At 71.4% G+C, this 23,965-nt stretch carries 24 protein-coding genes and 1 pseudogene; 12 read left to right on the forward strand and 13 right to left on the reverse strand.

The window, feature by feature from the left end; genetic code table 11:
• Positions 1-24 precede the first annotated feature (24 nt).
• A complete protein-coding gene (locus A6A29_RS04780; protein ID WP_073718602.1) occupies positions 25-1,209 on the forward strand; it encodes a serine hydrolase domain-containing protein in 1,185 nt (394 codons plus the stop codon).
• 64 nt (positions 1,210-1,273) lie between these two features.
• On the opposite strand, the gene A6A29_RS04785 is transcribed toward A6A29_RS04780, so the two are convergent.
• The 3 genes from A6A29_RS04785 to A6A29_RS04795 form a co-directional block, all read right to left on the reverse strand.
• The gene (locus A6A29_RS04785) at positions 1,274-1,762 is read right to left on the reverse strand and encodes a hypothetical protein (RefSeq protein ID WP_241838316.1); all 489 of its coding nucleotides are present in this window, start codon (positions 1,760-1,762) and stop codon (positions 1,274-1,276) included.
• Positions 1,763-1,930: 168 nt separating this feature from the next.
• Positions 1,931-3,781, reverse strand: coding sequence for an alpha/beta hydrolase (locus A6A29_RS04790; protein ID WP_073718604.1), 1,851 nt, complete (start codon positions 3,779-3,781; stop codon positions 1,931-1,933).
• Between the two features lie 9 nt (positions 3,782-3,790).
• Entirely contained in the window at positions 3,791-4,252 is a 462-nt protein-coding gene (locus tag A6A29_RS04795) for a hypothetical protein (protein ID WP_073718605.1), read from the reverse strand.
• Between the two features lie 430 nt (positions 4,253-4,682).
• Here A6A29_RS04795 and A6A29_RS04800 point away from each other — a divergent pair, with 430 nt between their 5' ends.
• Both A6A29_RS04800 and A6A29_RS04805 read left to right on the forward strand, forming a co-directional pair.
• The gene (locus tag A6A29_RS04800; RefSeq protein ID WP_073719003.1) at positions 4,683-5,072 is read left to right on the forward strand and encodes a PadR family transcriptional regulator; all 390 of its coding nucleotides are present in this window, start codon (positions 4,683-4,685) and stop codon (positions 5,070-5,072) included.
• A complete protein-coding gene (locus A6A29_RS04805) occupies positions 5,069-5,707 on the forward strand; it encodes an HAAS signaling domain-containing protein (protein ID WP_073718606.1) in 639 nt (212 codons plus the stop codon). The genes A6A29_RS04800 and A6A29_RS04805 overlap by 4 nt, the downstream gene beginning before the upstream one ends.
• Before the next feature lie 90 nt (positions 5,708-5,797).
• On the opposite strand, the gene A6A29_RS45710 is transcribed toward A6A29_RS04805, so the two are convergent.
• From A6A29_RS45710 to A6A29_RS04825, 4 genes are all read right to left on the reverse strand, one after another.
• Positions 5,798-5,959, reverse strand: coding sequence for a hypothetical protein (locus tag A6A29_RS45710; protein ID WP_198952986.1), 162 nt, complete (start codon positions 5,957-5,959; stop codon positions 5,798-5,800).
• 170 nt (positions 5,960-6,129) lie between these two features.
• Positions 6,130-6,429: a hypothetical protein gene (locus tag A6A29_RS04815; RefSeq protein ID WP_073718608.1), complete on the reverse strand. Its 300-nt coding sequence runs from the start codon at positions 6,427-6,429 to the stop codon at positions 6,130-6,132.
• A 243-nt stretch (positions 6,430-6,672) separates the two neighbouring features.
• On the reverse strand, positions 6,673-7,539 hold the full coding sequence (locus A6A29_RS04820) for an AraC family transcriptional regulator (RefSeq protein ID WP_073718609.1): 867 nt from the start codon (positions 7,537-7,539) through the stop codon (positions 6,673-6,675).
• Between the two features lie 180 nt (positions 7,540-7,719).
• Entirely contained in the window at positions 7,720-10,038 is a 2,319-nt protein-coding gene (locus A6A29_RS04825) for a glycoside hydrolase family 3 N-terminal domain-containing protein (protein WP_073718610.1), read from the reverse strand.
• Between the two features lie 138 nt (positions 10,039-10,176).
• On the opposite strand from A6A29_RS04825, the gene A6A29_RS04830 reads away from it, so the two are divergent.
• On the forward strand, positions 10,177-10,776 hold the full coding sequence (locus A6A29_RS04830) for a TetR/AcrR family transcriptional regulator (RefSeq protein ID WP_073718611.1): 600 nt from the start codon (positions 10,177-10,179) through the stop codon (positions 10,774-10,776).
• 183 nt (positions 10,777-10,959) lie between these two features.
• Here A6A29_RS04830 and A6A29_RS04835 read toward each other — a convergent pair whose 3' ends face one another.
• From A6A29_RS04835 to A6A29_RS04845, 3 genes and pseudogenes are all read right to left on the reverse strand, one after another.
• Positions 10,960-11,379 (reverse strand): NUDIX hydrolase, encoded by a 420-nt coding sequence (locus A6A29_RS04835; protein WP_073718612.1) that lies wholly within the window; start codon positions 11,377-11,379, stop codon positions 10,960-10,962.
• Positions 11,376-11,585, reverse strand: a pseudogene (locus tag A6A29_RS04840) (NUDIX hydrolase); the annotation flags it as partial. The gene A6A29_RS04835 and the pseudogene A6A29_RS04840, both read right to left, overlap by 4 nt.
• A gap of 73 nt (positions 11,586-11,658) precedes the next feature.
• A complete protein-coding gene (locus tag A6A29_RS04845) occupies positions 11,659-12,072 on the reverse strand; it encodes a hypothetical protein (RefSeq protein ID WP_073718613.1) in 414 nt (137 codons plus the stop codon).
• An 83-nt stretch (positions 12,073-12,155) separates the two neighbouring features.
• Between A6A29_RS04845 and A6A29_RS04850 the strand changes: the two genes are divergently transcribed.
• The 5 genes from A6A29_RS04850 to A6A29_RS04870 all read left to right on the forward strand — a co-directional run bounded on the left by A6A29_RS04850 (position 12,156) and on the right by A6A29_RS04870 (position 17,982).
• Positions 12,156-12,968 carry a helix-turn-helix domain-containing protein gene (locus tag A6A29_RS04850; RefSeq protein WP_073718614.1) on the forward strand — a complete coding sequence of 271 codons (813 nt, stop codon included), beginning with the start codon at positions 12,156-12,158 and terminating at the stop codon, positions 12,966-12,968.
• Positions 12,965-13,213 (forward strand): DUF397 domain-containing protein, encoded by a 249-nt coding sequence (locus A6A29_RS04855; protein WP_073718615.1) that lies wholly within the window; start codon positions 12,965-12,967, stop codon positions 13,211-13,213. The genes A6A29_RS04850 and A6A29_RS04855 overlap by 4 nt, the downstream gene beginning before the upstream one ends.
• A 144-nt stretch (positions 13,214-13,357) precedes the next feature.
• Complete coding sequence (locus A6A29_RS04860) at positions 13,358-14,548, forward strand: RNA polymerase subunit sigma-70 (protein WP_241838317.1); 1,191 nt, start codon at positions 13,358-13,360, stop codon at positions 14,546-14,548.
• A gap of 324 nt (positions 14,549-14,872) precedes the next feature.
• On the forward strand, positions 14,873-15,664 hold the full coding sequence (locus tag A6A29_RS04865; RefSeq protein WP_073718617.1) for an SDR family oxidoreductase: 792 nt from the start codon (positions 14,873-14,875) through the stop codon (positions 15,662-15,664).
• Positions 15,665-15,753: 89 nt separating this feature from the next.
• A complete protein-coding gene (locus A6A29_RS04870; RefSeq protein WP_073718618.1) occupies positions 15,754-17,982 on the forward strand; it encodes a serine/threonine-protein kinase in 2,229 nt (742 codons plus the stop codon).
• Positions 17,983-18,069: 87 nt separating this feature from the next.
• Here A6A29_RS04870 and A6A29_RS04875 read toward each other — a convergent pair whose 3' ends face one another.
• The gene (locus tag A6A29_RS04875) at positions 18,070-18,555 is read right to left on the reverse strand and encodes a hypothetical protein (RefSeq protein WP_073718619.1); all 486 of its coding nucleotides are present in this window, start codon (positions 18,553-18,555) and stop codon (positions 18,070-18,072) included.
• A 175-nt stretch (positions 18,556-18,730) separates the two neighbouring features.
• On the opposite strand from A6A29_RS04875, the gene A6A29_RS04880 reads away from it, so the two are divergent.
• The 3 genes from A6A29_RS04880 to A6A29_RS04890 all read left to right on the forward strand — a co-directional run bounded on the left by A6A29_RS04880 (position 18,731) and on the right by A6A29_RS04890 (position 22,777).
• Positions 18,731-20,599, forward strand: coding sequence for a serine/threonine-protein kinase (locus A6A29_RS04880; RefSeq protein WP_073718620.1), 1,869 nt, complete (start codon positions 18,731-18,733; stop codon positions 20,597-20,599).
• A 138-nt stretch (positions 20,600-20,737) separates the two neighbouring features.
• Positions 20,738-21,712 carry a prolyl aminopeptidase gene (gene pip, locus A6A29_RS04885; RefSeq protein ID WP_073718621.1) on the forward strand — a complete coding sequence of 325 codons (975 nt, stop codon included), beginning with the start codon at positions 20,738-20,740 and terminating at the stop codon, positions 21,710-21,712.
• Positions 21,713-21,781: 69 nt separating this feature from the next.
• Complete coding sequence (locus A6A29_RS04890) at positions 21,782-22,777, forward strand: aldo/keto reductase (protein WP_073718622.1); 996 nt, start codon at positions 21,782-21,784, stop codon at positions 22,775-22,777.
• Positions 22,778-22,919: 142 nt separating this feature from the next.
• Here the strand turns inward: A6A29_RS04890 and thpR are convergent, their stop codons facing one another.
• Both thpR and A6A29_RS46195 read right to left on the reverse strand, forming a co-directional pair.
• A complete protein-coding gene (thpR, locus tag A6A29_RS04895) occupies positions 22,920-23,492 on the reverse strand; it encodes an RNA 2',3'-cyclic phosphodiesterase (RefSeq protein ID WP_073718623.1) in 573 nt (190 codons plus the stop codon).
• A gap of 131 nt (positions 23,493-23,623) precedes the next feature.
• A partial coding sequence (locus A6A29_RS46195; RefSeq protein WP_241838318.1) for an MFS transporter occupies positions 23,624-23,965 on the reverse strand: 342 nt, incomplete at its 5' end.

Consider the following 23,965-nt stretch of genomic DNA (forward strand, 5'->3'; position numbering starts at 1 on the left):
GAACAGTTCCAGAGGAGTTGGCGCGTGCGCGAGCAGGCATGGCAGAGGTTCCGTTCTCCCGGGCGGCAGAGCGGGCGGCGCGGCAGTCGGCGTGCGGCCGCCGCAGCCGCCGCGGTGGTCGTCGGCGTCATGACGATGGGTGCCCTGGCGCCACCCGCGGCGTTCGCCGCCTCCGGGCGGACCGACACCGTCCAGCGGGGCCTGAACACGCTGGTGCACCCCGACGGGCCGCCCGGCGCGCTGGCGAGCGTCACGGACCGCGACGGCCGCATCCGTCACTACACCGCGGGGATCGGCGACCTGGCCACCGGTGCGAAGGTGCCCACGGACGGCCGGATACGGATCGGCAGCAACACCAAGACGTTCACCGCGGTCGTCGTGCTGCAACTGGTCGGTGAGGGGAAGATCCGCCTCGACGCCCCGGTCGACACCTATCTGCCGGGCCTCGTACGCGGGGAGGGGATCGACGGAAGCCGCATCACCGTCCGTCACCTCCTCCAGCAGACCAGCGGGCTCCCCAACTACAGCAACTACCTGGGCGAGGAGGTCCGTTACTTCGCTCCCCGCGAGCTTGTCGACATCGCGCTCCAGCACAAGGCCGGCTTCGAGCCGGGGAAGAAGTGGGAGTACAGCAACACGAACTACGTACTGGCGGGCCTGATCGTCGAGAAGGTCACGAGAAATTCCCTCGCCAAGGAGATGGACCGGCGCATCATCAAGCGCGTCGGGCTGCGCCACACCTACTTCCCGGCCCCCGGTGACGCGACCGTCCGAGGGCCCCATCCCAAGGGCTACTACCAGGATGCGGTGGGCGCTCCGCTGACCGACATCACGGAGATCGATCCCTCCTGGGGGTGGGCGGCAGGGCAGTTGATCTCCACCGACTCCGATCTCAACCGCTTCTTCGGCGCGCTCCTGCGCGGCCACCTCCTCCGCCCGGCCCAGCTCGCCGAGATGCGCGGCGCCACCCGCCCCGCGGACAAGACCTTCGGCCCCGGCGCCCGCTACGGACTGGGGCTCGTGAGCAGGCCGCTGCCGTGCGACGGCGGAATCTACTGGGGCCACGGCGGCAGCTTCCCGGGATACGAGACCCGGGGCGGCGCCACCGACGACGGCCGCGCCGCCCATGTCGCGGTCACCGTCCAGCTGAACGACGAGGCGTCCAGGAAGCGTGTCGACAGCGTCGTGGAAACGGCCCTGTGCCGGTGATTTCCCGGACGCGGAGCGCGTGCGCCGCCGCGTCCGGGCTGCGGGCGCCCGTGGTGGCTCCGGCTCAGGAGTGGACGATCGTCTGCCCCTCCGGTACCCGGTAGCAGCCGGACGTGACGTCGATGCCGATGCTCGGGGTGTCGCGCTTGCTGTACGCGACGACCCAGACGCTCACCTTCCTGGCGTCGTTGTCCGCGACGAGGTTGAGGTTCTTGTTGGGGCTGTTGTCGCGGAAGGAGTCCTTGACCACCCAGCCGTCCGTGCTCAGCTTCTTCTTGAGGTTGGCCATGGCGGTGTCGTTGTCGGCACCGGACGTCGGGAGGAAGTTCCAGGGGTGGTGGACCCGGAAGTAGGTGTCCGGGTCCTTGCCCTCGCACTCCCGGACGCCGGGCCCCGGTGCGGATGCCTCGCCGGGCACCCCCACGAAGTCGTAGAGCTGGCTGGAGACCTCCTTCACGGCGGCGACCGCCTCCGTGGTGCCCGCGGTGCCCGCGGACGGGATCTCCCGTGCCGTCGTGCCGGACGAGGACTTGCCGGTGTCGTTGTCAGTCATGCCACATCCGGTGAGGAGGAGTCCGGTCAGTGCGAGGGCCAGGCAGGTGCCGCCCGGCCGGTACCGACGCGGGACGGGGAGTGGTGCACGGAGCATGAAGTTCCTCGGTGTTCCTCGGTGGGTCGGTGACGGTGCCGCCGCACGGCGGCACCGTCCGGGAGCGCCGCGCTACTGGGGAGCGGTGACGTCTCCGTAGCGGCCGACCACGACCAGCGCCTGGTTCTTCAGCGCGGTCGAGCCCGGGGACCAGTACTGGCTGTGACCTTCCGATTTCTTGGGATCGTTGGGCCCACCGCCCTCGCCGTGGGTGTTCATCTGGTTCGCGCCGAAGAGGTCGTCGCTGGGGATGATGAAGGTTCCGCCGCCGATTTTCCACTGGCTGCCGCCGTGACCGTAACGGCCGATGTCGGGCACCTTGTCACCGTCGGCCTCCTCGTTCCACACATGCCCCTTCGGCACGTCCATCTGCTCCGCCGAACCGACCTTGACCCCCGGGCTTCCGGCGAAGATCACGTCGTCGGCGTTGAGATCGCCCTTCTCTGCCGCCGCCCCGATGAGGGTCGTGCCGTACGAGTGGCCGATGGCCGTCCGGTGCGGCTCCCCGGGGCCGCTGTGGGAGGCGTCGAGGCCGTCCATGAACTGGCGGTAGGCCGGGGCGCCGTCATAGGCGTAGTGCTCGAAGGGGGCGTCCTTGACGGGGTCCTGCGGAGCGTCGTAGCCCAGCCAGGTGATGGTCGACACCGAGGCCCCCGGGGACGCCTGGTTGGTCTGGCGCCAGAGATCGGTCATCCGGTTGATGTTGCCCCCGACGCCGTCCAGGTCGGACCCCGTGCCCGGCACGTACACCGCCTGGTGCTGCGCCGTGTCCGGGTTTCCGGTGGCGACGATGGCGCGGCCGTGCCCCTCGGGGCTGAAGCCGAGCAGATACGCCTCCGGCAGCCCTTCGGTGCCGGTGGCGTCGAAACGCTTTTCGATGGCGTCCATGCCCTTGAGGGAGTCGGTGAGGTGGCGGTAGTCGTCGCCGTACTTCCGGTCCCAGTCCATCCATTCGTCGGTATGGATCTTGGAGCCCCCGGCGAGGGTCATCAGGATGGTCCACTCCTTGGCGGGCGGCTTCGGGATCGCGTCCAGCCTGATCCGGTACTCGGCCTGTTTCTCGTCGAGCACGATCCGGTTGGCCTCGTCCCTGACCTCGGCGGGCAGACCGTCCAGTTTGCCCACGAGATCGGGGTGGAGGGAGAGGTACGCCTCCTGTTCCTGGGGGGAGAGCCCCTTCCACCAGTCGGCGTTCCGCACGGGGGTGGCGTCCTTCGGCGGCCCGCCGATCGAGTCCAGGTAGCCCCGGCCCGCTTCCCGTACACCCGCCGCGTCCGACTGGGCGTCGGCGAGGTCGTGCGCGGAGACGGTGAGGTCGTCGTCCGCCTTCAGCGCCCGTATCTTCGGCTCCCACTTGGCGTCCGCCTCCGTCGCCTCCCTGAGGGCGGCGGCGATACGGTCCGCGAGGGCGATCGCCTCGGCGCGGTGGGGGTTGGGGTCGGGGTTGAGGCTCAGACGGGCGAGCGCGGACTGGCCGCCGGGCGCCAGGGGCCCGGGGGCCTGGGGCGCCGCGCCGGCGGCGACCGTGCCGCCGGGGGGCGGCAGCTCGACGCTGTTGCGCGACTGTCCGGCCGGGTAGGTGACGCTGCCGTCCGCGCCGACCGCGAACTTGAGCGCCTCCGCGTCACCGAGCGCCGACACGAGCTTCCCGCGGGCCACGTCCATGTCGTGGGCGAACCCGTTGAGCGCGGTGCTCGCCAGCCCGCACTCGATCTGCGTGTAGTGGAAGTTGGCCGCCAGCTTCTTCAGCTCCGCGAGTGCGGCGTCCATGGCTTCCCCGCTGAGGGAAGCGCGCATTCCGGCCGCGACGACGTTGTCGAGGTGGTCCTTGGACGCGGCGGCCATGTTGCTGGTCGCGCGGTAGCCGTCGGCCGCCTGGGTGAACTCGGACGGCTTCAGTGCGTTGAGCGTGGCGAGATCCATGGCGGCCCGTCACCGCCCCGGTGCCTGGCCACCGACAGCGTGCGTGTCGGCGTACCGGCTGTCGATGGCGGTGAACGCGCCCCTGACGGCGTCGTCGGTCCGGAGGAGGTCGTGCCCGGCTCTCTCCAGGGCCTCCTTGACGCTGCCGCAGCGCTCGTCGACGCTTCTGACGTACCGGGACCAGGAGCCGTACACGTCCTTCTGGGCCCCCGCGGTCAGGCACCCCGCGGCGTCGGCCCCCTGCTGCCCGTCCGCCAACTGGGTCAGGGCCTTGCCCAGCCCTTCCCGCAGCCCTCCGACGCCCTCGCCCGCCTTGTTCCACGCCTGCTTGTTGGACTGCAGGCCCGCGGTGACGGCGCTCGTCGACGGTGCGGCCGGCCCGTCACCGGGCAGGTACTGGTTGAGCTGCATCTGCGTCCCGTGCCGCTGGGCGGCTTCCTGCTTCAGCTGTTCCCACTCGTCCCACGCCATGCGTGGTCTCCTCCCCCGTGGCCCCCGGGCGTGCCCCGGAGCGTGTGGTCCCGCTGCCCCGCGCCCCATGGGGGCGCCGCCGCGGACGGTACGGACGGGAGCCCGGTCCGCCCTGGTGCCCTCATCGAGCGGCCCCGAGTGTCCGTACGTGGCGGCAGCGTGGCCCATCCCGGTGCACTGCCGGAGACCGGACCGGCTCAAACCGATCGGTGCGGACGGATGCCCTCCGCGCGGTACGGACAGCTCGGACGCCATCGAGCGGCAGAAACCAACTACCGTCCACGGAAAGGAAATTGGCTTGATGGACCTCCAGGAAAGCCAGGACCTTCCGCAGGGATCGGACCGACCGGGGGAGCGGGGCCGGGCGCTGGACGTCACGGCCGCACGGGCGGCGTTCCACTCCTCTCTCAAACAAGGTACTGTGCATTGCATGGAACCGGTCGAAGCGAGCAGCCGCCCCGGAAGCAAGGCCGTCAGCCAGCTTCGTAAGGGCGTGCTGGAGTACTGCGTGCTCGCACTGATGCGCGACGGTGCGCGGTACGGGGTCGAGCTGCTGCGGGAGCTGGAGGAGACGGGGGCGCTGGCGACCAGCCAGGGCACGGTCTACCCCCTGCTGTCCCGGCTGCGACGGGACGAGCTCGTCGTCACCACCTGGCGCGAGTCGGTCTCGGGTCCGCCGCGGCGCTACTACGAACTGACCGAGGCCGGACACGCCGCCCTCGCCGAGTTCACCGGCACCTGGCCCGCCTTCCGCAACGCCGTCGACCACCTTCTCGCACCGAAGACGCGCACCCAGGCACCTGGAGAGACAGAACGATGAACACCCAGCACACGGGGCAGACGGACAGCGCGTTGGTCCAGCAGTACCTGGCGGCCGTCGAGCGTGAGACCTCGGCGCTCCCCGCGGACCGCCGTCAGGAGCTGGTCTCCGATCTCGCCGAGCACATCGAGATAGCGCTCGCCGAACGGCCCGGCAGCAGCCGGGACATCCTGCGCGAACTGGGCGACCCCCGCACCATCGCCACCACCGCGCTCCAGGAGGCGGGGGCCGGGGCCGACGCCGGGGCCGGAGCCGGGGGCTCTGGCGGGGCAGCGGTGAAGACGGGTAACGGGAAGACCGCCGGGCGCCGTTCGCCCGCGTGGGTCGCGGTGGCGCTTCCGGTACTCGCCATGGTGCCCGGCCAGTTCTGGGGGCCGCTGGGCTTCGCGTTCAGGATCGCCGGGATCATCGTGCTGTGCAGGTCCCCGTACTGGACGCGGGACCAGAAATGGGCCGGCGTGGCGATCACCGCGGCCCTGCCCACGGCGATGGCCTTGGCCTTCAACTTCGGCCTCGCCCCCAGCGATCCGCCGGCCGCCGTGGGCTGGGTGACCGCCGCGGTGATGGCGGTCATTGCCTTCGGCGGCGCGGGCTGGCTCTGGAAGGTACGCAACGACCGGGACCCCGCCGCGTAGACCGGACCCCGGCGAACCGGCCCGACGAACAGCCCGGCGATCCGGCCCGCCATCAGGCCCGCGAACGGCCGGCGCTCCGCACGCGACGGCCTAGAAGATCCCCCACAGCAGCCCGACGAACTGGTGTACCAGCACCGCCAGCAGCACAAGAATCCCGACGATCACCACTGTGACCCAGGAACAGCCGGAACCCGCGGGCTCCACCCCGTGACTGTCGCGCCCGCCACCCAGCTCCCCGTCGAACAAGTCCACGGCCGCCCCCTCTCTCCCGCACCCGGAGCCCCCCGGCTCCATCGGCATGTACTGTCGCACGCTCCAGCGCTGCCGGGGAGCTGTGCACCGTACTCAGAGGCCGGGGAGAACGTACTCAGAAAGAGCCCCTCAACCTGACCGCGCCGCAGCGCGGTCGACCCGCCACAGGGTCAGCCGTCGCGGTCCCGGGCGGCCAGCCAGATCGTGAGGTCGTTGGCGATCCGGTGGATGCTGGTTTCGGTGGCGACCTCGTGCTCGCGCCGGGCCGTATCGCGGCGGACAACCTCGTAGCCCCCGTCGCGGACGGTGACCGACGCGTACCAGGGCGGATCATCCGTGTAGGGCCGGATGACGACGAAGGTGTTGTGCGCGTCGTTGAGGTCGCTGAACAGCATGAACAGCGCGTCCTCGGACGGGTCGTCGATGAAGTCGCCGTCCTCGCTCTGCGCGCGGTAGTACGAAGCCTCCATGAGCTGTCCCCTCTGCGACATGCCGGGCCGATTGCGGTCAGCCTCGCACGCCGGTCCGACAACCCCACGGCGCGAACGACAGCGCGAAGGGCGGAGAAGGAGCGGGGCAGAGCGAAAGGGGCAGGAAGAAGGGGCGGAGAGAGAAGGGCAGGACGAGGGGGCAGGACGAGGGGGCGGAGAGCGAAGGGGCCAGGACGAGGGGCGGCCCGGACAGTGAGCCGGTAGGCCGCCCGTCCGTACCGCTCAGGCGGCCTGCCGCTCCACGGGAATCCACAGCTCCGCGTCCGCCCGCGCCCCGTCGTCGAAGACGCGCACGCGCAGGATCTCGGGGCCCGGCCTGCTCCGGTACGGATTCGACGGGAACCACTGCGTGAACACGTCCCGCCACAGGTACTGGAGTGCCTGCGGGAAGGCGCCCGAGTTCCCGAAGACGGCCCACGCCCCCGCCGGAACGTCCAGGGCCTCCATGTCCGCCGGAGCCTCGGCACACGTCACCACGCCGTGGTAGTAGTCGAGTTCGGTCCCCTCGGCCCGGCTCGGATCGATGTGGTCGCTCACACCGACCACCCCCTTCGGCTCCTGGTCCGACAGTTCCGCGATACGCCGGTGCTTCTCCGGGTCCATGCCCCGGATGAACGCGGCGATCGCCGGGTTGACCCCTTCATGGACGAGCGGTACGCGGGCCTTCCCGCCCACCACGCGGAACGCCTCCTTGTCCACGATCCGGTAGCGCATACTGCTGCTTCCTTCGATGACGAGGCGGAAGGACATCCGTGGCTGGGACCGCAGAGCCGCACCGGTCCGCCGGGCCTCGCCCGGACCCACACCGTGCACGGCGCGGAACGCACGGGCGAACGCCTCGCCCGAGCGGTAGCCGTAGCGCATACCGACGTCCAGCAGCGTCCGCTCACCGGCGAGCACCTCGGCGCCCGCCACGGTCAGCCGTCTGCGCCGGATGTACTCCGACAGCGGCATGCCCGCCAGCGCCGAGAACATCCGGCGGAAGTGGTACTCCGACGTCACCGCGATGCGCGCGAGATCCGCCACGTCGATCGGCTGATCGAGGTGCGACTCCACGTGCTCCATGGCCTGGTTCAGCTGCTCCAGCATCCCGGCCCCCTTCCCGTTCGCTCCCTCAGGCTAGGAGAGAGCCCGCGCGCCGCACCCGACATCCTGTGCCCGAAGCGGTCGGGTCGGGCACAGGAGGCCGGGAAGGGGTGCCGGGGACGTCGGGGGCGCCGGGAGCGGGCGCCGGAAGCGGGCGTCGGGGGGGGGCGTGACGCCCTGCCCTCAGCCCTTCACCGTGAAGTCCGCCCGCAGCAGCGCCTCGTCACGCGACGACGGGCCGACGAGCAGTTCGAAGCGGCCGGGTTCCACGATGCGGTGGCCCTCGGCATCCACGAGGGTGCAGTCCGCGACCGGCAGCTCGACCGGAACCTCCCGCGACTCCCCCGGAGCCAGCGCCACCTGCCGGTACGCCTTCAGCTCCTTCTCGGCCCAGGTGACCGACGTGACCGTGTCGCTGACGTACACCTGCACCGTCTCCAGCGCGGGCCGCGCACCCGTGTTGGTGAGCGTGACACGCGCCCGCACCGTGTCGCCCGCCCCCACGACGGAGGTCAGCACCTCCAGGTCCGCGTACTCCACCGTCGTGTAGCTCAGGCCCTCGCCGAACACGAACGCCGGGCTCTGCGTGAGATCCGCGTACCGCGTGCCGTGCTGGCCGCGCACCTGGTTGTAGTACGTCGGCTGCTGACCGGCGTGCCGGGCGAAGGACAGCGGCAGGCGACCGGTGGGCTCGACCAGCCCGAGGACGAGTTCGGCCACGGCCCGGCCACCGAGCATGCCCGGGTTGAACGCGTGCACGATCGCCGCCGCACCGCGAGCGGACGGCGGCAGCACCAGCGGCTTGGAGCTGATGACCACGACGACGAGCGGCTTGCCCGTCGCGGCCAGCGCGTCCAGCAACGCCACCTGACCGCCGACCAGTTCCAGCGTCGCGGTGGACTTCCCCTCACCGACCAGTTCGATACGGTCGCCGACGACCGCGACCACGTAGTCGGCTGCCCGCGCCGCCGCGACCGCCTCCTCGATCAGCGCCGCGTCGGCCCCGGCGGGCACGACGACCTCCGGCCGGGGCTGCCCGTCCGGGAAGAACGCGCCCTCCGGGTCGGGCCCCACGGTGAGAATGTCGGCACCGCGTGCGTACGAGACGTTCCACCCGGCGGGCACATGGTCGCGGAACCCGTCCAGCACCGTACGGATCATGCGGCGCGGCTGCCCGTCCGGCAGCCAGTCGGCCTGGCCCGATGACCCCGCCCAGTCCCCGAGCTGAGTCTGCGGGTCGTCGGCGTTGGGGCCGACGACGGCGACCGTGCGCGGTACGGGACCCAAGGCCCCCGGCGCGGAGGACGACCCGGGCGCGGCCACCGCCCGCCCGTCGTCACCCGTCTCGAACCCGCCGGACAGCGGCAGCGTCCCGTCGTTGGCCAGCAGCACCAGCGAGCGCCGGGCCGCCTCCAGGTTCAGCGCGGCGTGCTCGGCGCTCCCGATGAACTCCGCCTGCCGGGCCGCGTCCGGGCGGCGCGGGTCCTCGAAGAGGCCCAGCTCGAACTTGAGCGTCAGGATGCGGCGTACGGCGGCGTCGATCTCCACCTCGTCGAGCGTGCCGGCCGCCACCGCCTCCTGCGCCCCCTCGAAGAAGGCGGGCGTCGTCATCACCATGTCGTTGCCCGCGCGCACCGCCGCCGCCGACGCCTGCGCGGCATCGGCGTACACCTTCTGCTCCCACACCATGCGGCCGACGTTGTCCCAGTCGGTCACCAGCGTCCCGGTGTACCCCCACTCGCCGCGCAGCACCTCGTTCAGCAGCCAGTTGTTCACCGTGATCGGCACGCCGTCCATCGACTGGTAGCCGAGCATGAACGTCCGGCAGCCCTCGCGCGCGACCCGCTCGAACGGCGGGAGGAACCACGACCGCAGCTTGCGCCGCGAAATGTCCGCCTCGCTCGCGTCACGGCCGCCCTGCGTCTCGGAGTAGCCCGCGAAGTGCTTGGCACACGCCAGGATCGCCGTCGGGTCGGCCAGACCGTCGCCCTGATAGCCGCGCACCATGGCCGAGGCCAGCTCGCCGATGAGGAACGGGTCCTCGCCGAACGTCTCGCTCACCCGCCCCCAGCGCAGGTCCCGTGTGATGCACAGCACCGGCGAGAACGTCCAGTGCACACCGGTCGCCGCGACCTCGACGGCAGTCGCCCTGGCGATCCGCTCCACCAGCTCCGCGTCCCAGGTCGCGGCCATGCCGAGCTGCGTCGGGTAGATCGTGGCGCCCTCCCAGAAGGAGTGCCCATGAATGCAGTCCTCCGCGACGAGCAGCGGAATCCGCAGCCGGGTGCGCCCGGTGAGCTCGGCGGCCTCCAGGACGCGTTCGGGCGAGGCGTGGAGGATCGATCCCACGTGCAGGTCCTCGACGAGGTGCCGCACCCCGTCCTTGGCGTTCAGCTGAAGCATCTGGCCGGTCTTCTCCGGCAGCGTCATCCGGCCGAGAAGGTCACTGACCCGCTCCGCCACGGGCAGCGCAGGGTCGAGGTAGGGCGGGAAGAGACCCACAGGAGTTCCTTTCAGGACGTCACTCCACACATCACCGCATCACCGTACGCTCAATACCGACCGGGTGGTAAGTATCTGGCTGTGACAGCCTGGCGGCACAGCCGTCCGGGGTACCGGGAAGAAGTCGGGAGCGTACGAGTGACCGCAGAAGCGGGGCGTGGCTACGCCAAGGGCCGGGCGAAGCGCCGCGAGATCCTCGACCAGGCCATGGCCATGTTCGGCGAGGCCGGGTACCGGGGTGCCTCGCTGCGCGTCATCGCGACCCGCTGCGGCATCTCGCACCCCGGCCTCCTGCACCACTTCCCGACCAAGGAGTCCCTGCTCCTCGCGGTCCTCGAACACCGCGACGACGTGGACGGCGAGTGGCTGGCGCTCGGCGTCGCCACGGGCGTCGACCATCTGCGCCGGCTCGCCGACCTGGCCGCCCTGAACGCCACGCGGCGCGGGATCGTCGAGCTGTTCTCGGTGGTCGCCGCCGAGGCGACCGCCGCCGACCATCCCGCCCACGCGTACTTCGTCCGCCGCTACCGGACCTCCGTCACGAACACGGAACGCGCCTACCGCGAGGCCCGCGACGAAGGCGCCCTGCGCGCCGACATCGACCCGTCGGCCGCCGGCCGGCAACTGATCGCCCTCATGGACGGCCTCCAGGTCCAGTGGCTCCTCAGCGACGGCGAGACGGACATGGCGGGCGTCCTGCGCGCCCACGTCCGGTCCCAGCTCACCGTCGACTTCTGACGCCTCCCGGTCACGGGGTGGCCCCGGCCACGGAGTCGCCCCGACAACACCGCCCCCGCTCCGGAAGCTTGCTCGCCTTGGAGCCCGCACGATCGGGCTACGCGCCCGCCACCTGAACCCGTGGCCTTCTTGCCGTGTCCCAGGACAGCGATACCTCCATGCCCCGTGGCCACCAGGGGCACATCAGGAGAGCAGGACAGCGTCCAGGTACTCCTGCACCGGCTCGAACAGCCCGTACGGCACATACTGCGGGATCTCTCCATGGGCAACCCATACGAGCTCGGCCAGCTCCTCGGTGTCCGCGACGTGAGCGACACCGACACCGCCTACTACCTCGCAGGCCGTGTACGACATCAGCCGGCCCGTCTTCGGGTGAATCCGCTCACCGAGCAGCCTCACGGCGGCCACGTCCAGGCCGGTCTCCTCCTGGGTCTCCCGCACGGCCGCGTCTTCGCGGGCCTCGCCCGGCTCAACCTCGCCGGCCGGGAACTGCCAGGAGAGCTGCCCCTCGCTGACGCGTCGGCGCACCATCAGCACGCGCCCCTCGTGGGCGATGATGGCTGCGGCGATGCCCGCTCTCTCCTCCGCCTGCTGCTGCGTCATGTCTGTTCCTCCAGGACTGCCAGGATGGGCGGGAAGAGCGTATCGACGGCGATGAAGCGGGGCACCGACTTCCTGGGGACCCACATGACGTCGATGTTCTCGGCGGTGTCGCTGTTGATGGCCTCGCCCGCCAAGTACTCGCAGAGAAAGTACTCGCACAGCACGCCGGTCACGGGGTGAAGCCGGTTCCGTTGCCGAGCCGCAGCGCGGACTGCAGCAGACAGCAGTCCACAAGTCCGGGGCGCCCCGCCCCTGGCCGCCCCGGACTTGCGGGCCCACCTACGCCCCGGCCACCTTCACCGACAGTTCGTGCAGCAGCCCCGCGTCCACGAACGGCGCCTCCGTCGTCGGCCGCGACCGCCAGTCCAGCGGCCAGGTCGCCCCGTCCAGCGCGGGCACCCCGATGAAGGCCGCCCCCCGCTCGATCCGGTGCAACGCCTCCACCCCGCGCGGCCAGCGGTACGCGGTGGCGGTCTGCGGCGGCAGCAGGAAGTACATGCCGCGCTCCCCGATGCGTGAGCGGACGATCGGCCCGGCGTGAAAATCGGTGAACTGCATGATCTCGTACGCGATTTCCTCGCCGAGCATGCCGATGGCCCGCACCGCGTCGAAGTGGATTCCCACATGCCGCAGGGCGTGCCCGGTCGCGGGCACCCAGCAGGGGACCGGATCAAGTGAACTTCGCTTCTCCATGCGCTCAGCGTTGCGGCAGAACACCTAGAGTGACCAGCGTCACACGCAGGCCGTGATCGGCCGTGTACCTAAGAGGTGAGCCGGTGAACTCCAGTGATCCACGGGACAGCAACGCCACGACGTTCGGGCTGCTCCTGAAGCACTTCCGGGAACGGGCCGGACTGTCCCAGGAGGCCCTGGGCAGGCGGATCGGATACTCCAAGTCCCAAGTGGCCATGGTCGAACGGGGCGCCCGGCCCCCCAAGGGCATCTTCGTGCAGAGAGCGGACGAGGTGCTGGGTGCACAGGGTGCACTGATCGCTGTGGCGCCGAACCCGCGCAACGGCCCGTTGCCCGGGTGGTTCGCCGGGTTCGCGGAGGAGGAAGCGCAGGCATCCGCTCGGCACGCGTACGAAACCCATGTAATGCCGGGTCTTCTTCAGACGGAGGCATACGCACGGGCAGTCTTCGCCAGCGCCCATCCAACCTACGACGACGACGAGATCGAAGCGAAGGTATGCGCACGCTTGGCACGTCAGAGCCTGCTGTCCCGCAAGCCACTGCCCGACATCAGCTTCGTCATGGAGATGATCCCGCTCACGCGCCCCGTGGGTGGCCACCGGGTCCTCAAGGCTCAGTTGCATCACCTCGCCGAGGTAGCTCAGCTGCGACACGTACGCATCCAGCTGATGGCCCCCAATCGCCAGGACCACGCCGGACTTAACGGCCCCTTCGTCCTGCTGGAGAACGCCGAACGGAAGCAATTGGCGTACATCGAGGGGCAGGGCGGCAGCTTCTTCATCACCGAACAGCCTGAATTGGGAAACCTGTTCGGGAAGTATGGGGTACTGCGAGCCCAGGCATACACTCCCGAAAGGTCTCTGGAAATGATCGAGAAGATGGCAGAGGAACTATGAGTACCGACCTCCACTGGTTCAAGTCCAGCTACAGCGGCGACCAGGGGGGCGACTGCGTCGAGGTGGCCGTGACGTGGTCCAAGTCGACGTACAGCGGCAGCGAAGGCGGCAACTGCGTAGAGGTCGCCGCCTGTCCCCATACCGTCCACGTCCGGGACTCCAAGGACCTCGCCGTCCCCGCGCTCTCCCTCTCCCCCGGGGCATGGTCCTCCTTCCTCGGTTACGCGGCCGGATCAGCTGTCTGAGCCGTGACTGCGACAACGGGGGAATGCCCCGGCTGCGGACGGGAAATCGAGAAAGCCGCCGGGCCGGGCCGAGCGCCCGCGTACTGCACCCAGGCGTGTCGACAGCGCCTGTACCGGGAGCGAGAACAGCCCTCCGCCCTACCCGTGCAGGAACTGATCGCCGATCTCGGGGACCGGCTGCGGAAGCTGCGGCCGGTGCCCAGGGACACGTTCCATACCGACGTCGAGGCGCTGTCCGGCCCGTTCACGCAGCTGCGGCGCATCGCCCGGCAGGCACGTGCGGACGAGCGCCGGGAAGAAACCGTCACATCTGAACCCGTGACGAATCCGACGGCCTCCCCCTCCACCGACGCCGTCTTCGCCGCACTCTCCGAGCAGTACGGGCGTGAGCTGCGGGTGCACTGCTACCGGCTCCTCGGTTCGTACGACGAGGCCGAGGACCTGACACAGGAAACGTTCCTCCGGGCCTGGCGGGCGCGGGACGCGCTCAGCGGCGTCGCCCACCCCCGGGCCTGGCTGTACAAGATCGCCACCCGGCTGTGTCTGGACTTCCTGCGCGAGCACGACCGGCGCCCCACGACGTACGCGCCCGTCCCCGGCGTGGACTCCGGCGTCGGACCGCCACCCGTACGGGTGACCTGGCTCCAGCCCTTCCCCGACGATCAATTGCCCGACAGGACCGCTCCGGCGCACGAGCCGGACGCGGCGGCCGTGGCGAGCGAGACGCTGGAACTGGCCTTCCTGACCGTCGTGCAGAAGCTCCCCGCCCGGCAGCGGGCCGCCGTGATCCTGCGGGATGTCGCCGGGTGGACCGCCCAGGAGACGGCCGATCTGCTCGGCTCCGGTACGGCATCGGCGAACAGTGCTGTCCAGCGCGGCAGGGCCGCCCTGCGGCAGGCGCTGCCGGGGCGCCGGGAGGACTGGTCGGTGCGCGAACCCAGCGCCGGGGAACCGGCGTTGGTCCGGCGTTTCATGGATGCCGTGGCGCACTGCGACATCGACGCGATGGTTGAGCTGGTGCGGGAGGACGCGGTGCTGACGATGCCGCCGAGCCCGCTCTGGTTCACGGGGCGCGAGGCGCTCTTCAGGTTCCTGCGCCCGAACCTCGATCCCGCGTCACCGGAGTTCGCGGGGCACTGGCGGACCGTGCCGGTGCGCGCCAACGGTCGCACCGCGGTCGCCGGTTACCTTCAGCGGCCCGGCACCAGCGTCTACCGGGCGCACATCATCGACGTCCTGCGCATCGAGGCGGGCGAGGACCGGATCGCGGAGATCACCACCTTCGAACCTCATCTGTTCCCGGCCTTCGGTCTCCCGATGACGATGACGCTATGAGGTGTGGGGATGTGGCCGAAGGGCGCACAGCCTTCGTCGCCGCTGCCCAGCGGCCTCGATCCGTACTCGGACGTGAAGCTGAACTCACCGGCGTTCTTGACGTTGAACGCGCCGTACTCCTGGAGTGCCTTCGCGACCATCCGTCGACGCCGTGGAGATGAACCGGGAGAAGTTCACCCGGCGCGCCCGCGAGGTGATCGTGACGCCGCCGGGACGCCGGCGGGAGACCGGCGGGAGGTCCGCTGCCACCCGTCACGCGCCACAACGCAGGCCGCCTCAAATGCCGTTGACCCGCGCCGTGCCCGTAACAGAGCATCGCCTCATATGACTACCACCGAACCGCACTCCCCCGCGTCCGCGTCGCCGCGCCCCGTCGCCCTGATCACCGGGGTCGGCCGCACCGTGGGGATCGGTGCGGGCATCGCGCGGCGGCTGGCCGCCTCGGGCTGGGACATCGCCTTCACCTACTGGACGCCTTACGACAAGCGCATGAGCTGGGGGGTCGAGCAGGGGGCCACGGACGCCATCACCGAGAGCCTGTGCCCGACCGGGGCGCGGTCGGCCGCGATCGAGGCCGACCTCTCCGACCCCGACGCCCCCACGAGGATCTTCGACGACGCGGAGCGGCGCCTCGGCCCGGTCACCGCACTCGTGATGAGCCATGCCGAGTCCGTCGACTCGGGCCTGCTGGACACCACCGTCGAGAGCTTCGACCGGCATTTCGCCGTCAACGCGCGGGCCACCTGGCTGCTGATCCGCGAGTACGGGCTGCGCTTCCGCTCCGCCCCGGGGACCGGCCGGATCGTCGCCCTGACCAGTGACCACACCGTCGGCAACCTCCCCTACGGCGCGAGCAAGGGCGCCCTGGACCGCATCACGCTGGCCGCCGCCCACGAGCTGGCCCAGCTGGGCGTCACGGCCAACGCCATCAACCCCGGCCCGGTGGACACCGGCTGGATGACCGACGACGTACGGGACGCCTGCCTGGGGGCGACACCGCTCGGCCGTCTCGGCACCCCGCAGGACACCGCGCACCTGGTGGACTTCCTCTGCTCGCCCCAGGGACAATGGGTCAACGGCCAACTGCTGAAGAGCAATGGCGGATCCGCTTCCTAGACTGTCTCCGATACCGCAGGACGCCTTGGCATGTGCGCCTTCGGCCGAACGTCTACGGTGGCCTGGTCCAGTAGTGCACAGGGGGTCGCATGCGCAACGAAGGTACGGCTGACGGCAGAGCGGACGACGGGGCGGCCGGCGGTCCCGACGACCGCTGGGTGGCCGACGACCTCCAGCGCGCCGACGCACAAGCGCCGCAGGAATGGCCGCAGACGCCGCCCCGGGCGGAGCCCCCTGCCGGCAACACGGTGATCGACGGCCGCTACGAGCTGCTGTCACCGATCGGCAGCGGCGGCATGGGCGAGGTCTGGAAGGCGCACGACCGGCGCCTCCGCCGCTTCGTCGCCGTGAAGGGGCTGCTCGACCGCCACTCCATGACCCCCACCACGCAGGCCGAGGCGATGCAGCGGGCGCGTCGCGAGGCCGAGGCCATCGCGAAGATCGAGCACCAGAACGTGGTGACGGTCCACGACCAGGTCGAGACCGACAACCAGGTCTGGATCGTGATGAAGCTGCTCGAAGCCAGGTCCCTGGCCGATGTGCTGAGCAGCGAGAAGGTGCTCGCCGTACCGAGGGCGGCGGACATCGGTCTGCAGATCCTCCAGGGGCTGCGGGCGGTGCACGGCGCGTCGGTCGTCCACCGCGACGTGAAGCCGGGCAACGTGCTCGTCCGCGACGACGGGCTCGTGATTCTGGTGGACTTCGGCATCGCCAAGTTCGACGGCGGTGCGCAGGTGACCCAGCACGGCGGCGTCCTCGGCACACCCCCGTACCTGGCGCCCGAACTCTTCGCGCCCGGGGCTCCGGCGCCCACTCCCGCGTCGGACCTGTGGGCACTGGGGATCACGCTGTTCCTGATGGTCGAGGGACACGTACCCTTCGCCGGCAACGAAGTCTGGGAAGTCCAGGAGCAGATCAGGAACTCCCCGACGCCCGTGGTCCGTTACGCCGGCCCCCTGGCGCCGGTCATCCAGGGGCTGCTGGCCACGGACCCGCAACGCCGGCTGGACGCCGCAGGTGCGGAAGAGCTGCTCCGGGGCGTCCTGGGGGCGCCCGCCGCGCCGCACACCCCGTCGCCGACGGGCGGCCCGGCCGCCGAAGCCCCCCACCCGCCGACAGCCGCGGCCTCGTCCGGCCCGCCGCCCGTATCGGGTCCCGCGTCCGTCCCGGGTCCCGCGGCCTCGTTCGGCCCCGCGCCCGTATCCGGTCCGGCGGCCTCGTTCGGCCCGCCGCCCTCGTTCGGTCCCACGCCCTCCTCGGGTTCCGCTGCCGGTCCCGTACCGCCCGCACCCGCCTCGTCCCCGGGCCCGTCGGCCACACCCCCGCCCCCCTCCGTACCCGCGTCGCCCGCCCCTGGGGCGGCAGGCGGGAAGAAGCGCCGGACCTGGCTGAAGGTGACGACGGCGGCCGTGTGCGTCACGCTGCTGGCCACCGCCGGCTGGCTCGTCGCGGACAACTACGGATCGAAGACGGACGACAAGACCGGTGGAGTCGTCGGCTCCGGTCAGGGCCGGGGCGGCAAGCAGGAGACGTGGAAGTCCACGCACCCCACGCTGAAGGTCGGCGTCAAGGACGACCAGCCCGGACTGAGCAAGCGCGACAAGAAGACCGGCACATACACGGGTTACGACATCGACCTGGCCTACGAGCTCGCCAAGCGCATGGGCTACACGCGGGAGGAGGTCGACTTCACCACGGTCGCCACCGACTACCGCAGCACCGCCCTGAAGACCAAGAAGGTCGACCTCGTCATCGCCTCGTACAGCATCACGCCCGAGCGCAAGACCGCGGCGCCGGGTGGATACAGCGTCGAGTTCGCCGGCCCGTACTACGAGGCGAGCCGGGAGTTCCTGGTACGCGAGAAGTCGGCCAAGTACGACATCCGCGACACCAGCGACCTGCGGAGACTCAAGGTCGAGGTGTGCACCGCCCGGGACTCGACGTACGAGAAGGAGCTCCCCAAGAAGGGCTTCACCATGGCGAAGACGCAGCCCAATACGTACCAGGACTGCCTGGACAGGCTCCTGGACAAGAAGTCGGACGTCTACGCGGTGGCCTCGGACGACGTCATCCTCGCCGGATACGTGCGGGACAACCCGGGCAAGGTGCGGCGGCTGGAGCCCATCGAGGGCGCGGAGGGCTACGGCGTCGCCATGCGGCCCAAGACCCCGCTCCTGAAGGGCGAGGTGTGCACCGCCCTGAAGGGCATCCTGGACAGCACGGTCTGGGACGACCTGTACATGCACAACCTGTCGCCCCTGATGGGCGGCGGAAACCCGCCCGGCCGGCCGGACCTGGACGAGTGCCCCGGCCCCTGACGCGCGCCCTCCACCGTCCGGGGTACCGCACCGCCGCGGCCCCGGACACCGCCCCCGCCCATGTCCCCGTCACCGCCCCCGCCCCTGTCAGCTCTCCGGGAAACGCTCCCCGCACGCGCCGCAGAACACCGGCGCGGACTCCGCCGAGAGCCGCCCGCACGCCGGGCAGACCCGGTCCAGCAGGCAGGGGGCCTCGCCGCCCTCGTACGCGACCGGCGGGGGCTTGATCGTCAGGCCGGGACGGCGGCGGTGGACGGTGAGGTACGTGAGCCCGTCCGGGCCCGCCGCGAGAGCGCGGCGGGAGGTGCGGGGCAACCAGATGACCGCGCTCGGGCCGAGGGACAGCACAGCCGTGCCGGTGCGCAGACGGCCGCTTCCCGCGACGACGACCAGAAGCACGTCCAGGACGTCCTCCTGGTGCTCCCCGACCTCGGCGTCCGGTGGCAGCCGCACCAGGTTGGCGTCCAACTCGCGTCCGGCTTCGGCCAGTTGCCATAGGGCGCCCCGCTCGTCCGGGGCTGCGGCGGCGAGCAGTTCGTTCAGCACGGTCAACACCTGCGGGGTCGCGTCCACGGCGACAAGGCTACGCGGCGGGCCGTGCGGAGATCCGGTGCTCCTCCCCCGCCGCCCCTCCCCCGGGGCCGCATTGCCGCGATCAGGTAACCGTCCCGCCGCGCACACCCCCCGAACCCCCTGCTGAGCCATCATGTCCCGTGCAGGTCATACGAATGGGGCGGGGGCTCGATCGATGCGTGGCGAGACACTCGACGGCAGATACCGGCTGACGGAGCCGATCGGTTCGGGCGGCATGGGGCAGGTGTGGCGCGCCGAGGACGAACGCATCGGCCGCGAGGTCGCGGTGAAGGTCCTCTCGCGGATCGACGAGGACACCTCCGCGAGCCGGTTCGCCCGCGAGGCGCGGGTGGTGGGCCGCCTGTCGAGCCCGCACATCGTCACCCTGCACGACTTCGGGGAGGCGCAGGTCGCCGGGGAGCGGGTGCTCTACCTGGTCATGGAGCACCTCAAGGGCCGTGACCTCGGTGCCGTCCTGGAGAGCCGGCGCCCGGAACTCCCCTCCCCCGCCGAAGTCGTGGGCTGGGCCGTCGAGATCTGCGCGGGCCTGGAGACGGCGCACGGCGCGGGCATCGTGCACCGGGACATCAAACCGGCCAATGTGCTGCTCACCGAGTCGGGGACCGTGAAGATCCTCGACTTCGGGATCGCCCGGCTGCTGTCGGTCACCTCGTCGGCCGCGGCGGATCTGACCGGTACCGGCTTCATGATCGGCACCCCGCTCTACATGTCGCCCGAGCAGATCCGGGCGCCCGAGGTCCTCGACAGCCGCAGCGACCTGTACTCGCTCGGCTGCCTCCTCCATACGCTGCTCACCGGCCGCCCGCCGTTCACCGGCGCCGGTACGACGGTGCTGGCGCGGCACCTCAGCGACGTCCCGGAGCCACTGAGCACGCACCGCCCCGGCGTTGCGGGACTGGCGGAACTCGAACCGCTGATCGGGGGGTTGCTGGCGAAGGACCCCGACGACCGTCCGGCGCACGCGGCGGACGTGGCCCGGCTGCTCCTGGAGAGCGGCGTGGGGGACTCCGCGTCCGGGAGCGGCCGAAGAGGCGCCGCGGGGTCGAGTGCGGGTGTGGGAGCGGCTGCGGCAGCGCCCTCTCCGGACGCCTCCCCGGACGCCTCCTCCGGCTCCGTCCCTGAGCCACCGGCCCCCATGTCCCCGCCGACGCCCACGCCGACGCCCACGGCCGTGTCCACGCCCGCCCCCGCGCCCGCCGCGCCGGACCCCGCCGCCGTCACGGTCACCGGGTCGGTCCCGTACGCCCGGCTTCCCGAGGCCCCGACGGCCCCGGTCGCCGCGGCCACCCCGCCACCGGCCACTCCCCCACCGGCGGCACCCACCACTCCACCGGCCGCGCCCTTCCCGCCTCCTTTCGCCACCGCCCCGGCTCCCGCCCCCGCTCCCGCCCCCGCCCGGCGGCAGCGGCTCCGCATCACTCAGCGGGCCGTGCGGAACGGCGGCACCGCCTCCACGCGCTCCGTCGCCGCCACCTGGCTGGCCGGGGCGGGCACGGCACTGATCACCGGGGTGCTGGTCTTCGCCCTGACCCCGCTCGACCTGGGCGCGGTGGCCCTCATCGCCGTGGGTTCCTGCCTGGCGGGCATGGGGAGCGCGCAGGTCTTCGCCGACATCTTCAACCCCGTGGGACAGCCCTTCGGGAAGCGGCTCAGTTCCACGGTGGCGCTGATGTTCCCGCTCGGTATCGGCGGCACGGCGATCCAGCAGGCGGCCGAGGGCCACACGTCCCTGGTCTTCCTCCCGCTCTCCCTCTGCGCCTCCGCCGCCGCGATGACGCTGGGGGTGCTCCTCGCCGACGGGCTGATGGCCCTGTTCCGGATTCCGGCCCGCGCGGCCCTGCTCCTCTCGATGAGCGGCTGGACCAACGGCCTCGTCGTCTGGGCCCTGCTGACCTACCGCACCCCGCTGCACGGGATGGGGGCGCTGCCGATCGCCTGCGCGGTCTGGGGCCTGACCGCCCTCGCGCTGGGCCGTCTGCTGGCCCGCGCCGACCGTGGCAGCCGCCCGGCGCCACCCGCGTAACGTAGGCCCCTTCGACCTGACAGACCGACAGCCCGACCGTCTGGCCGTCTGGCCTTCCGACCTCCTGACCGATCGACAGCCCGATCGCCTGACCGCCCGACAGCCCCGATCGCCCGACAGCCCGAGGAGAACGCCGCCGTGGACCGCGAGCCGGACGAGAAGTACCCGCCGGTCGAACCGTACGAGCACGGGATGCTCGACGTGGGCGACGGGAACCTCGTGTACTGGGAGGTCTGCGGCAACCCGGACGGCAAGCCCGCGCTCGTCGTCCACGGCGGGCCGGGCTCGGGGTGCACCGAGCGGCCCCGGCAGTACTTCGACCCGGAGCGCTACCGCGTCGTGCTCTTCGACCAGCGCAACTGCGGCCGCTCCACCCCGCACGCGAGCGACCCGTCCGCCGACATGCGGCACAACACCACGCACCACCTGATCGCCGACATGGAGCGGCTGCGGACCCATCTGTCGATCGACACCTGGCTGCTGTACGGCGGTTCCTGGGGCTCCACGCTGATCCTCGCGTACGCCGAGCAGTACCCGGAACGGGTCTCGGAGATCGTGATCCCGGCGGTCACGACGACCCGGCGCAGCGAGATCGACTGGCTGTACCGGGGCGCGGGGCAGATCTTCCCGGAAGCCTGGGACCTGTTCCGGGCGGGCGTCCCGGAGGCGGCGGGCCCCGGTGATCTGGTCGCCGCGTACGCCCGGCGGATGGAGAGCCCGGACGCGGCGGTACGGGAGCGGGCGACGGCCGACTGGTGCGCGTGGGAGGACGCGGTGCTGTCCCAGGAGGCGTACCAGGGCCCGCCCCCGTACAGCGGCAGGCCCGCCGTCGCGCGGCAGGCGCTCGTCCGGATCTGCTCGCACTACTTCTCCCACGGCGCCTGGCTGGAGGAGGGGCAGCTGATCCGCGACGCGGGCCGGCTGGCGGGGATCGACGGGGTGCTGGTGCACGGCCGGTTCGACCTGGGCGGCCCGCTGACCACCGCCTGGGAGCTGACCAAGGCGTGGCCGGACGCCGAGCTGACGGTGATCGAGGACGCGGGGCACCTCGGCGGGGCCGCGACCAGCCGGAGGGTGCTCGCGGCCCTGGACCGCTTCGCCCGGCGCGGCTGAGGGCTGTCCCGTCCGGGGCGCGGATCTCCCCTTGCTTCGAGCGCGCTCGAAGGCGTTGGCTTGGGGGTCATGGAGTACACGCAGCTCGGACGCACCGGACTCAAGGTCAGCCGACTCGTCCTCGGGACGATGAACTTCGGCCCCCAGACCAACGAGACCGACAGCCACTCGCTCATGGACGCCGCCCTGGAGGCAGGCGTCAACTTCTTCGATACGGCCAATGTCTACGGGTGGGGCGAGAACAAGGGGCGCACCGAGGAGATCCTCGGCACCTGGTTCGCCGAGGGCGGCGACCGTCGCGACAAGGTCGTCCTCGCCACCAAGGTCTACGGCAACATGGGCGCGGACGGCGACGTGTGGCCCAATCACGACAAGCTCTCCGCGGTCAACATCCGGCGGGCCGTCGACGCCAGCCTCAAGCGGCTCCAGACGGACCACATCGACCTGTACCAGTTCCACCACGTCGACCGGTCCACCCCGATCGAGGAGATCTGGCAGGCCATCGACGTACTGATCCAGCAGGGCAAGATCCTCTACGCGGGCTCGTCCAACTTCGCGGGCTACAAGATCGCCCAGGCCAATGAGCGGGCCCGGCAGCGGGGCAGCTACGGCCTGGTCAGCGAGCAGTGCATCTACAACCTGATGCAGCGCGAGGCCGAGATGGAGGTCATCCCGGCCGCCCAGGAGTACGGCCTCGGCGTCATCCCGTGGTCGCCGCTGCAGGGCGGGCTGCTCGGCGGCGCGATCCGCAAGGAGCGCGAGGGCGGTGGCGCCCGGTCCACCACGGGCCGGTCTGCCGACGCGCTCGCCGACCCGAAGGTACGGGCGCAGATCCAGGCGTACGAGGACCTGCTCGCGAAGCACGGTCTGGAGCCCGGCGAGGTGGGGCTGGCCTGGCTGCTGACCCGGCCGGGCATCACCGGTCCGATCTCGGGCCCGCGCACGCGTGAGCAGCTCGACTCGGCTCTGCGCGCGGTCGAGCTGGAGCTTTCGGACGAGGTGCTGGCCTCGCTGGAGGAGATCTTCCCCGGTCCGGGCCCGTCGCCGGAGAACTTCGCCTGGTAGCCGGGTGCCGGTGACGTCAGGCGGCCGTCGTCATCCCCCGAGGGCGGCCGCCACGGCGACAACGGCGAACATCAGCACGAGCACGGCGGCCATGATGCGGTTTCTGGTCTTCGGATCCACCCTTCGAGCCTAACCGCACCGCTCACCGGCCCAGCGGCCAGGCTCGCGTCACCTCGTACCGCGGCTGCTCCCCGGGCACTCCCGCCACGGGCAGGTCGCTCCGTACGAGACTCAGCTCGGCCGCCTCCCAGTGCTGCCCCTCGAAGCCGTCGAGCGCGGCCGTGAACGCGGTCAGGTCGGCCGGGGTCCGGCTGCGGGCCAGGGTGAGGTGCGGGGTGTAGCGGCGGTGCTCCTCCATCGGCAGCCCGGCCCGGCGGGCGGCGGCGTCGGCGCGCTCGGCGAGCAGCCTGAGCGTGTCGAGCCCGCCCGCCGCCCCGGCCCACAGCGCCCGCCCGTCGAACCGTCCGCCGCCGTGCGCGCGGAGGGGGAACGGCTCGGTGCGGTGCGCGGCGCGCTCCATCCGCCGGTACAGCTCGGGCAGCACGTCCTCGTCCACCTCGCCGAGGAACGCGAGCGTGTAGTGCCAGCCCTCGGGGGCCGTCCAGCGCAGGTCCCGCGCACCGGGCAGCCCGTGGAGCGGGGCGACGGCCCGCCGCAGCTCCGCGACGGCCGGGGCGGGCGGCAGAACGGCCGCGAAGAGTCTCTGACTGCTCATGCGCGCGAGTCTGGCAGCTCCCGGCGTTGTCCCGGGCTCCGTACGTATCGTTGTCCTGCGCGACTGCCCGCACGCCCGTATGCGCGGAACCGCCCTCCTCCCCGTGTGGGAGGAGGGCGGTTCCGGTGTGCTCACGCAGCCGTCGCCAGTTGCTCGCGCGGGACGAACCGTACGTGCGGGCGGCCCGGACGGAGGTCGACCTTGAGGCGCAGGCCGCCGACGCGGGCCAGCATGAAGCCGACCGCCAGGGCGGCGACCATCGAGATCGCGCCGCCCGCCGCGAAACCGGTGCGGGCGCCGTACGTGTCGCTGATCCAGCCGACGATCGGGGCGCCCACCGGCGTACCCCCGGCGAAGACCATCATGTAGAGGCTCATCACCCGGCCCCGCATCTCGGGGTCGGCGGCCATCTGGACGCTGGTGTTCGCGGTGATGTTGGTCGTCAGGCCGATCATGCCGATCGGGACCAGCAG

The sequence above is a fragment of the Streptomyces sp. TSRI0281 genome (assembly GCF_001905125.1).
Lineage (GTDB): Bacteria > Actinomycetota > Actinomycetes > Streptomycetales > Streptomycetaceae > Streptomyces.

Bases quoted from the DNA above. Each gene is read 5' to 3' on its own strand.
- A6A29_RS04785 (WP_241838316.1), bottom strand. From the start codon at position 1,762: ATGACTGACAACGACACCGGCAAGTCCTCGTCCGGCACGACGGCACGG.
- A6A29_RS04790 (WP_073718604.1), bottom strand. From the start codon at position 3,781: ATGGATCTCGCCACGCTCAACGCACTGAAGCCGTCCGAGTTCACCCAG.
- A6A29_RS04795 (WP_073718605.1), bottom strand. From the start codon at position 4,252: ATGGCGTGGGACGAGTGGGAACAGCTGAAGCAGGAAGCCGCCCAGCGG.
- A6A29_RS04800 (WP_073719003.1), top strand. From the start codon at position 4,683: ATGGAACCGGTCGAAGCGAGCAGCCGCCCCGGAAGCAAGGCCGTCAGC.
- A6A29_RS04805 (WP_073718606.1), top strand. From the start codon at position 5,069: ATGAACACCCAGCACACGGGGCAGACGGACAGCGCGTTGGTCCAGCAG.
- A6A29_RS04815 (WP_073718608.1), bottom strand. From the start codon at position 6,429: ATGGAGGCTTCGTACTACCGCGCGCAGAGCGAGGACGGCGACTTCATC.
- A6A29_RS04820 (WP_073718609.1), bottom strand. From the start codon at position 7,539: ATGCTGGAGCAGCTGAACCAGGCCATGGAGCACGTGGAGTCGCACCTC.
- A6A29_RS04835 (WP_073718612.1), bottom strand. From the start codon at position 11,379: ATGACGCAGCAGCAGGCGGAGGAGAGAGCGGGCATCGCCGCAGCCATC.
- A6A29_RS04845 (WP_073718613.1), bottom strand. From the start codon at position 12,072: ATGGAGAAGCGAAGTTCACTTGATCCGGTCCCCTGCTGGGTGCCCGCG.
- A6A29_RS04855 (WP_073718615.1), top strand. From the start codon at position 12,965: ATGAGTACCGACCTCCACTGGTTCAAGTCCAGCTACAGCGGCGACCAG.
- A6A29_RS04865 (WP_073718617.1), top strand. From the start codon at position 14,873: ATGACTACCACCGAACCGCACTCCCCCGCGTCCGCGTCGCCGCGCCCC.
- A6A29_RS04870 (WP_073718618.1), top strand. From the start codon at position 15,754: ATGCGCAACGAAGGTACGGCTGACGGCAGAGCGGACGACGGGGCGGCC.
- A6A29_RS04880 (WP_073718620.1), top strand. From the start codon at position 18,731: ATGCGTGGCGAGACACTCGACGGCAGATACCGGCTGACGGAGCCGATC.
- A6A29_RS04890 (WP_073718622.1), top strand. From the start codon at position 21,782: ATGGAGTACACGCAGCTCGGACGCACCGGACTCAAGGTCAGCCGACTC.
- thpR (WP_073718623.1), bottom strand. From the start codon at position 23,492: ATGAGCAGTCAGAGACTCTTCGCGGCCGTTCTGCCGCCCGCCCCGGCC.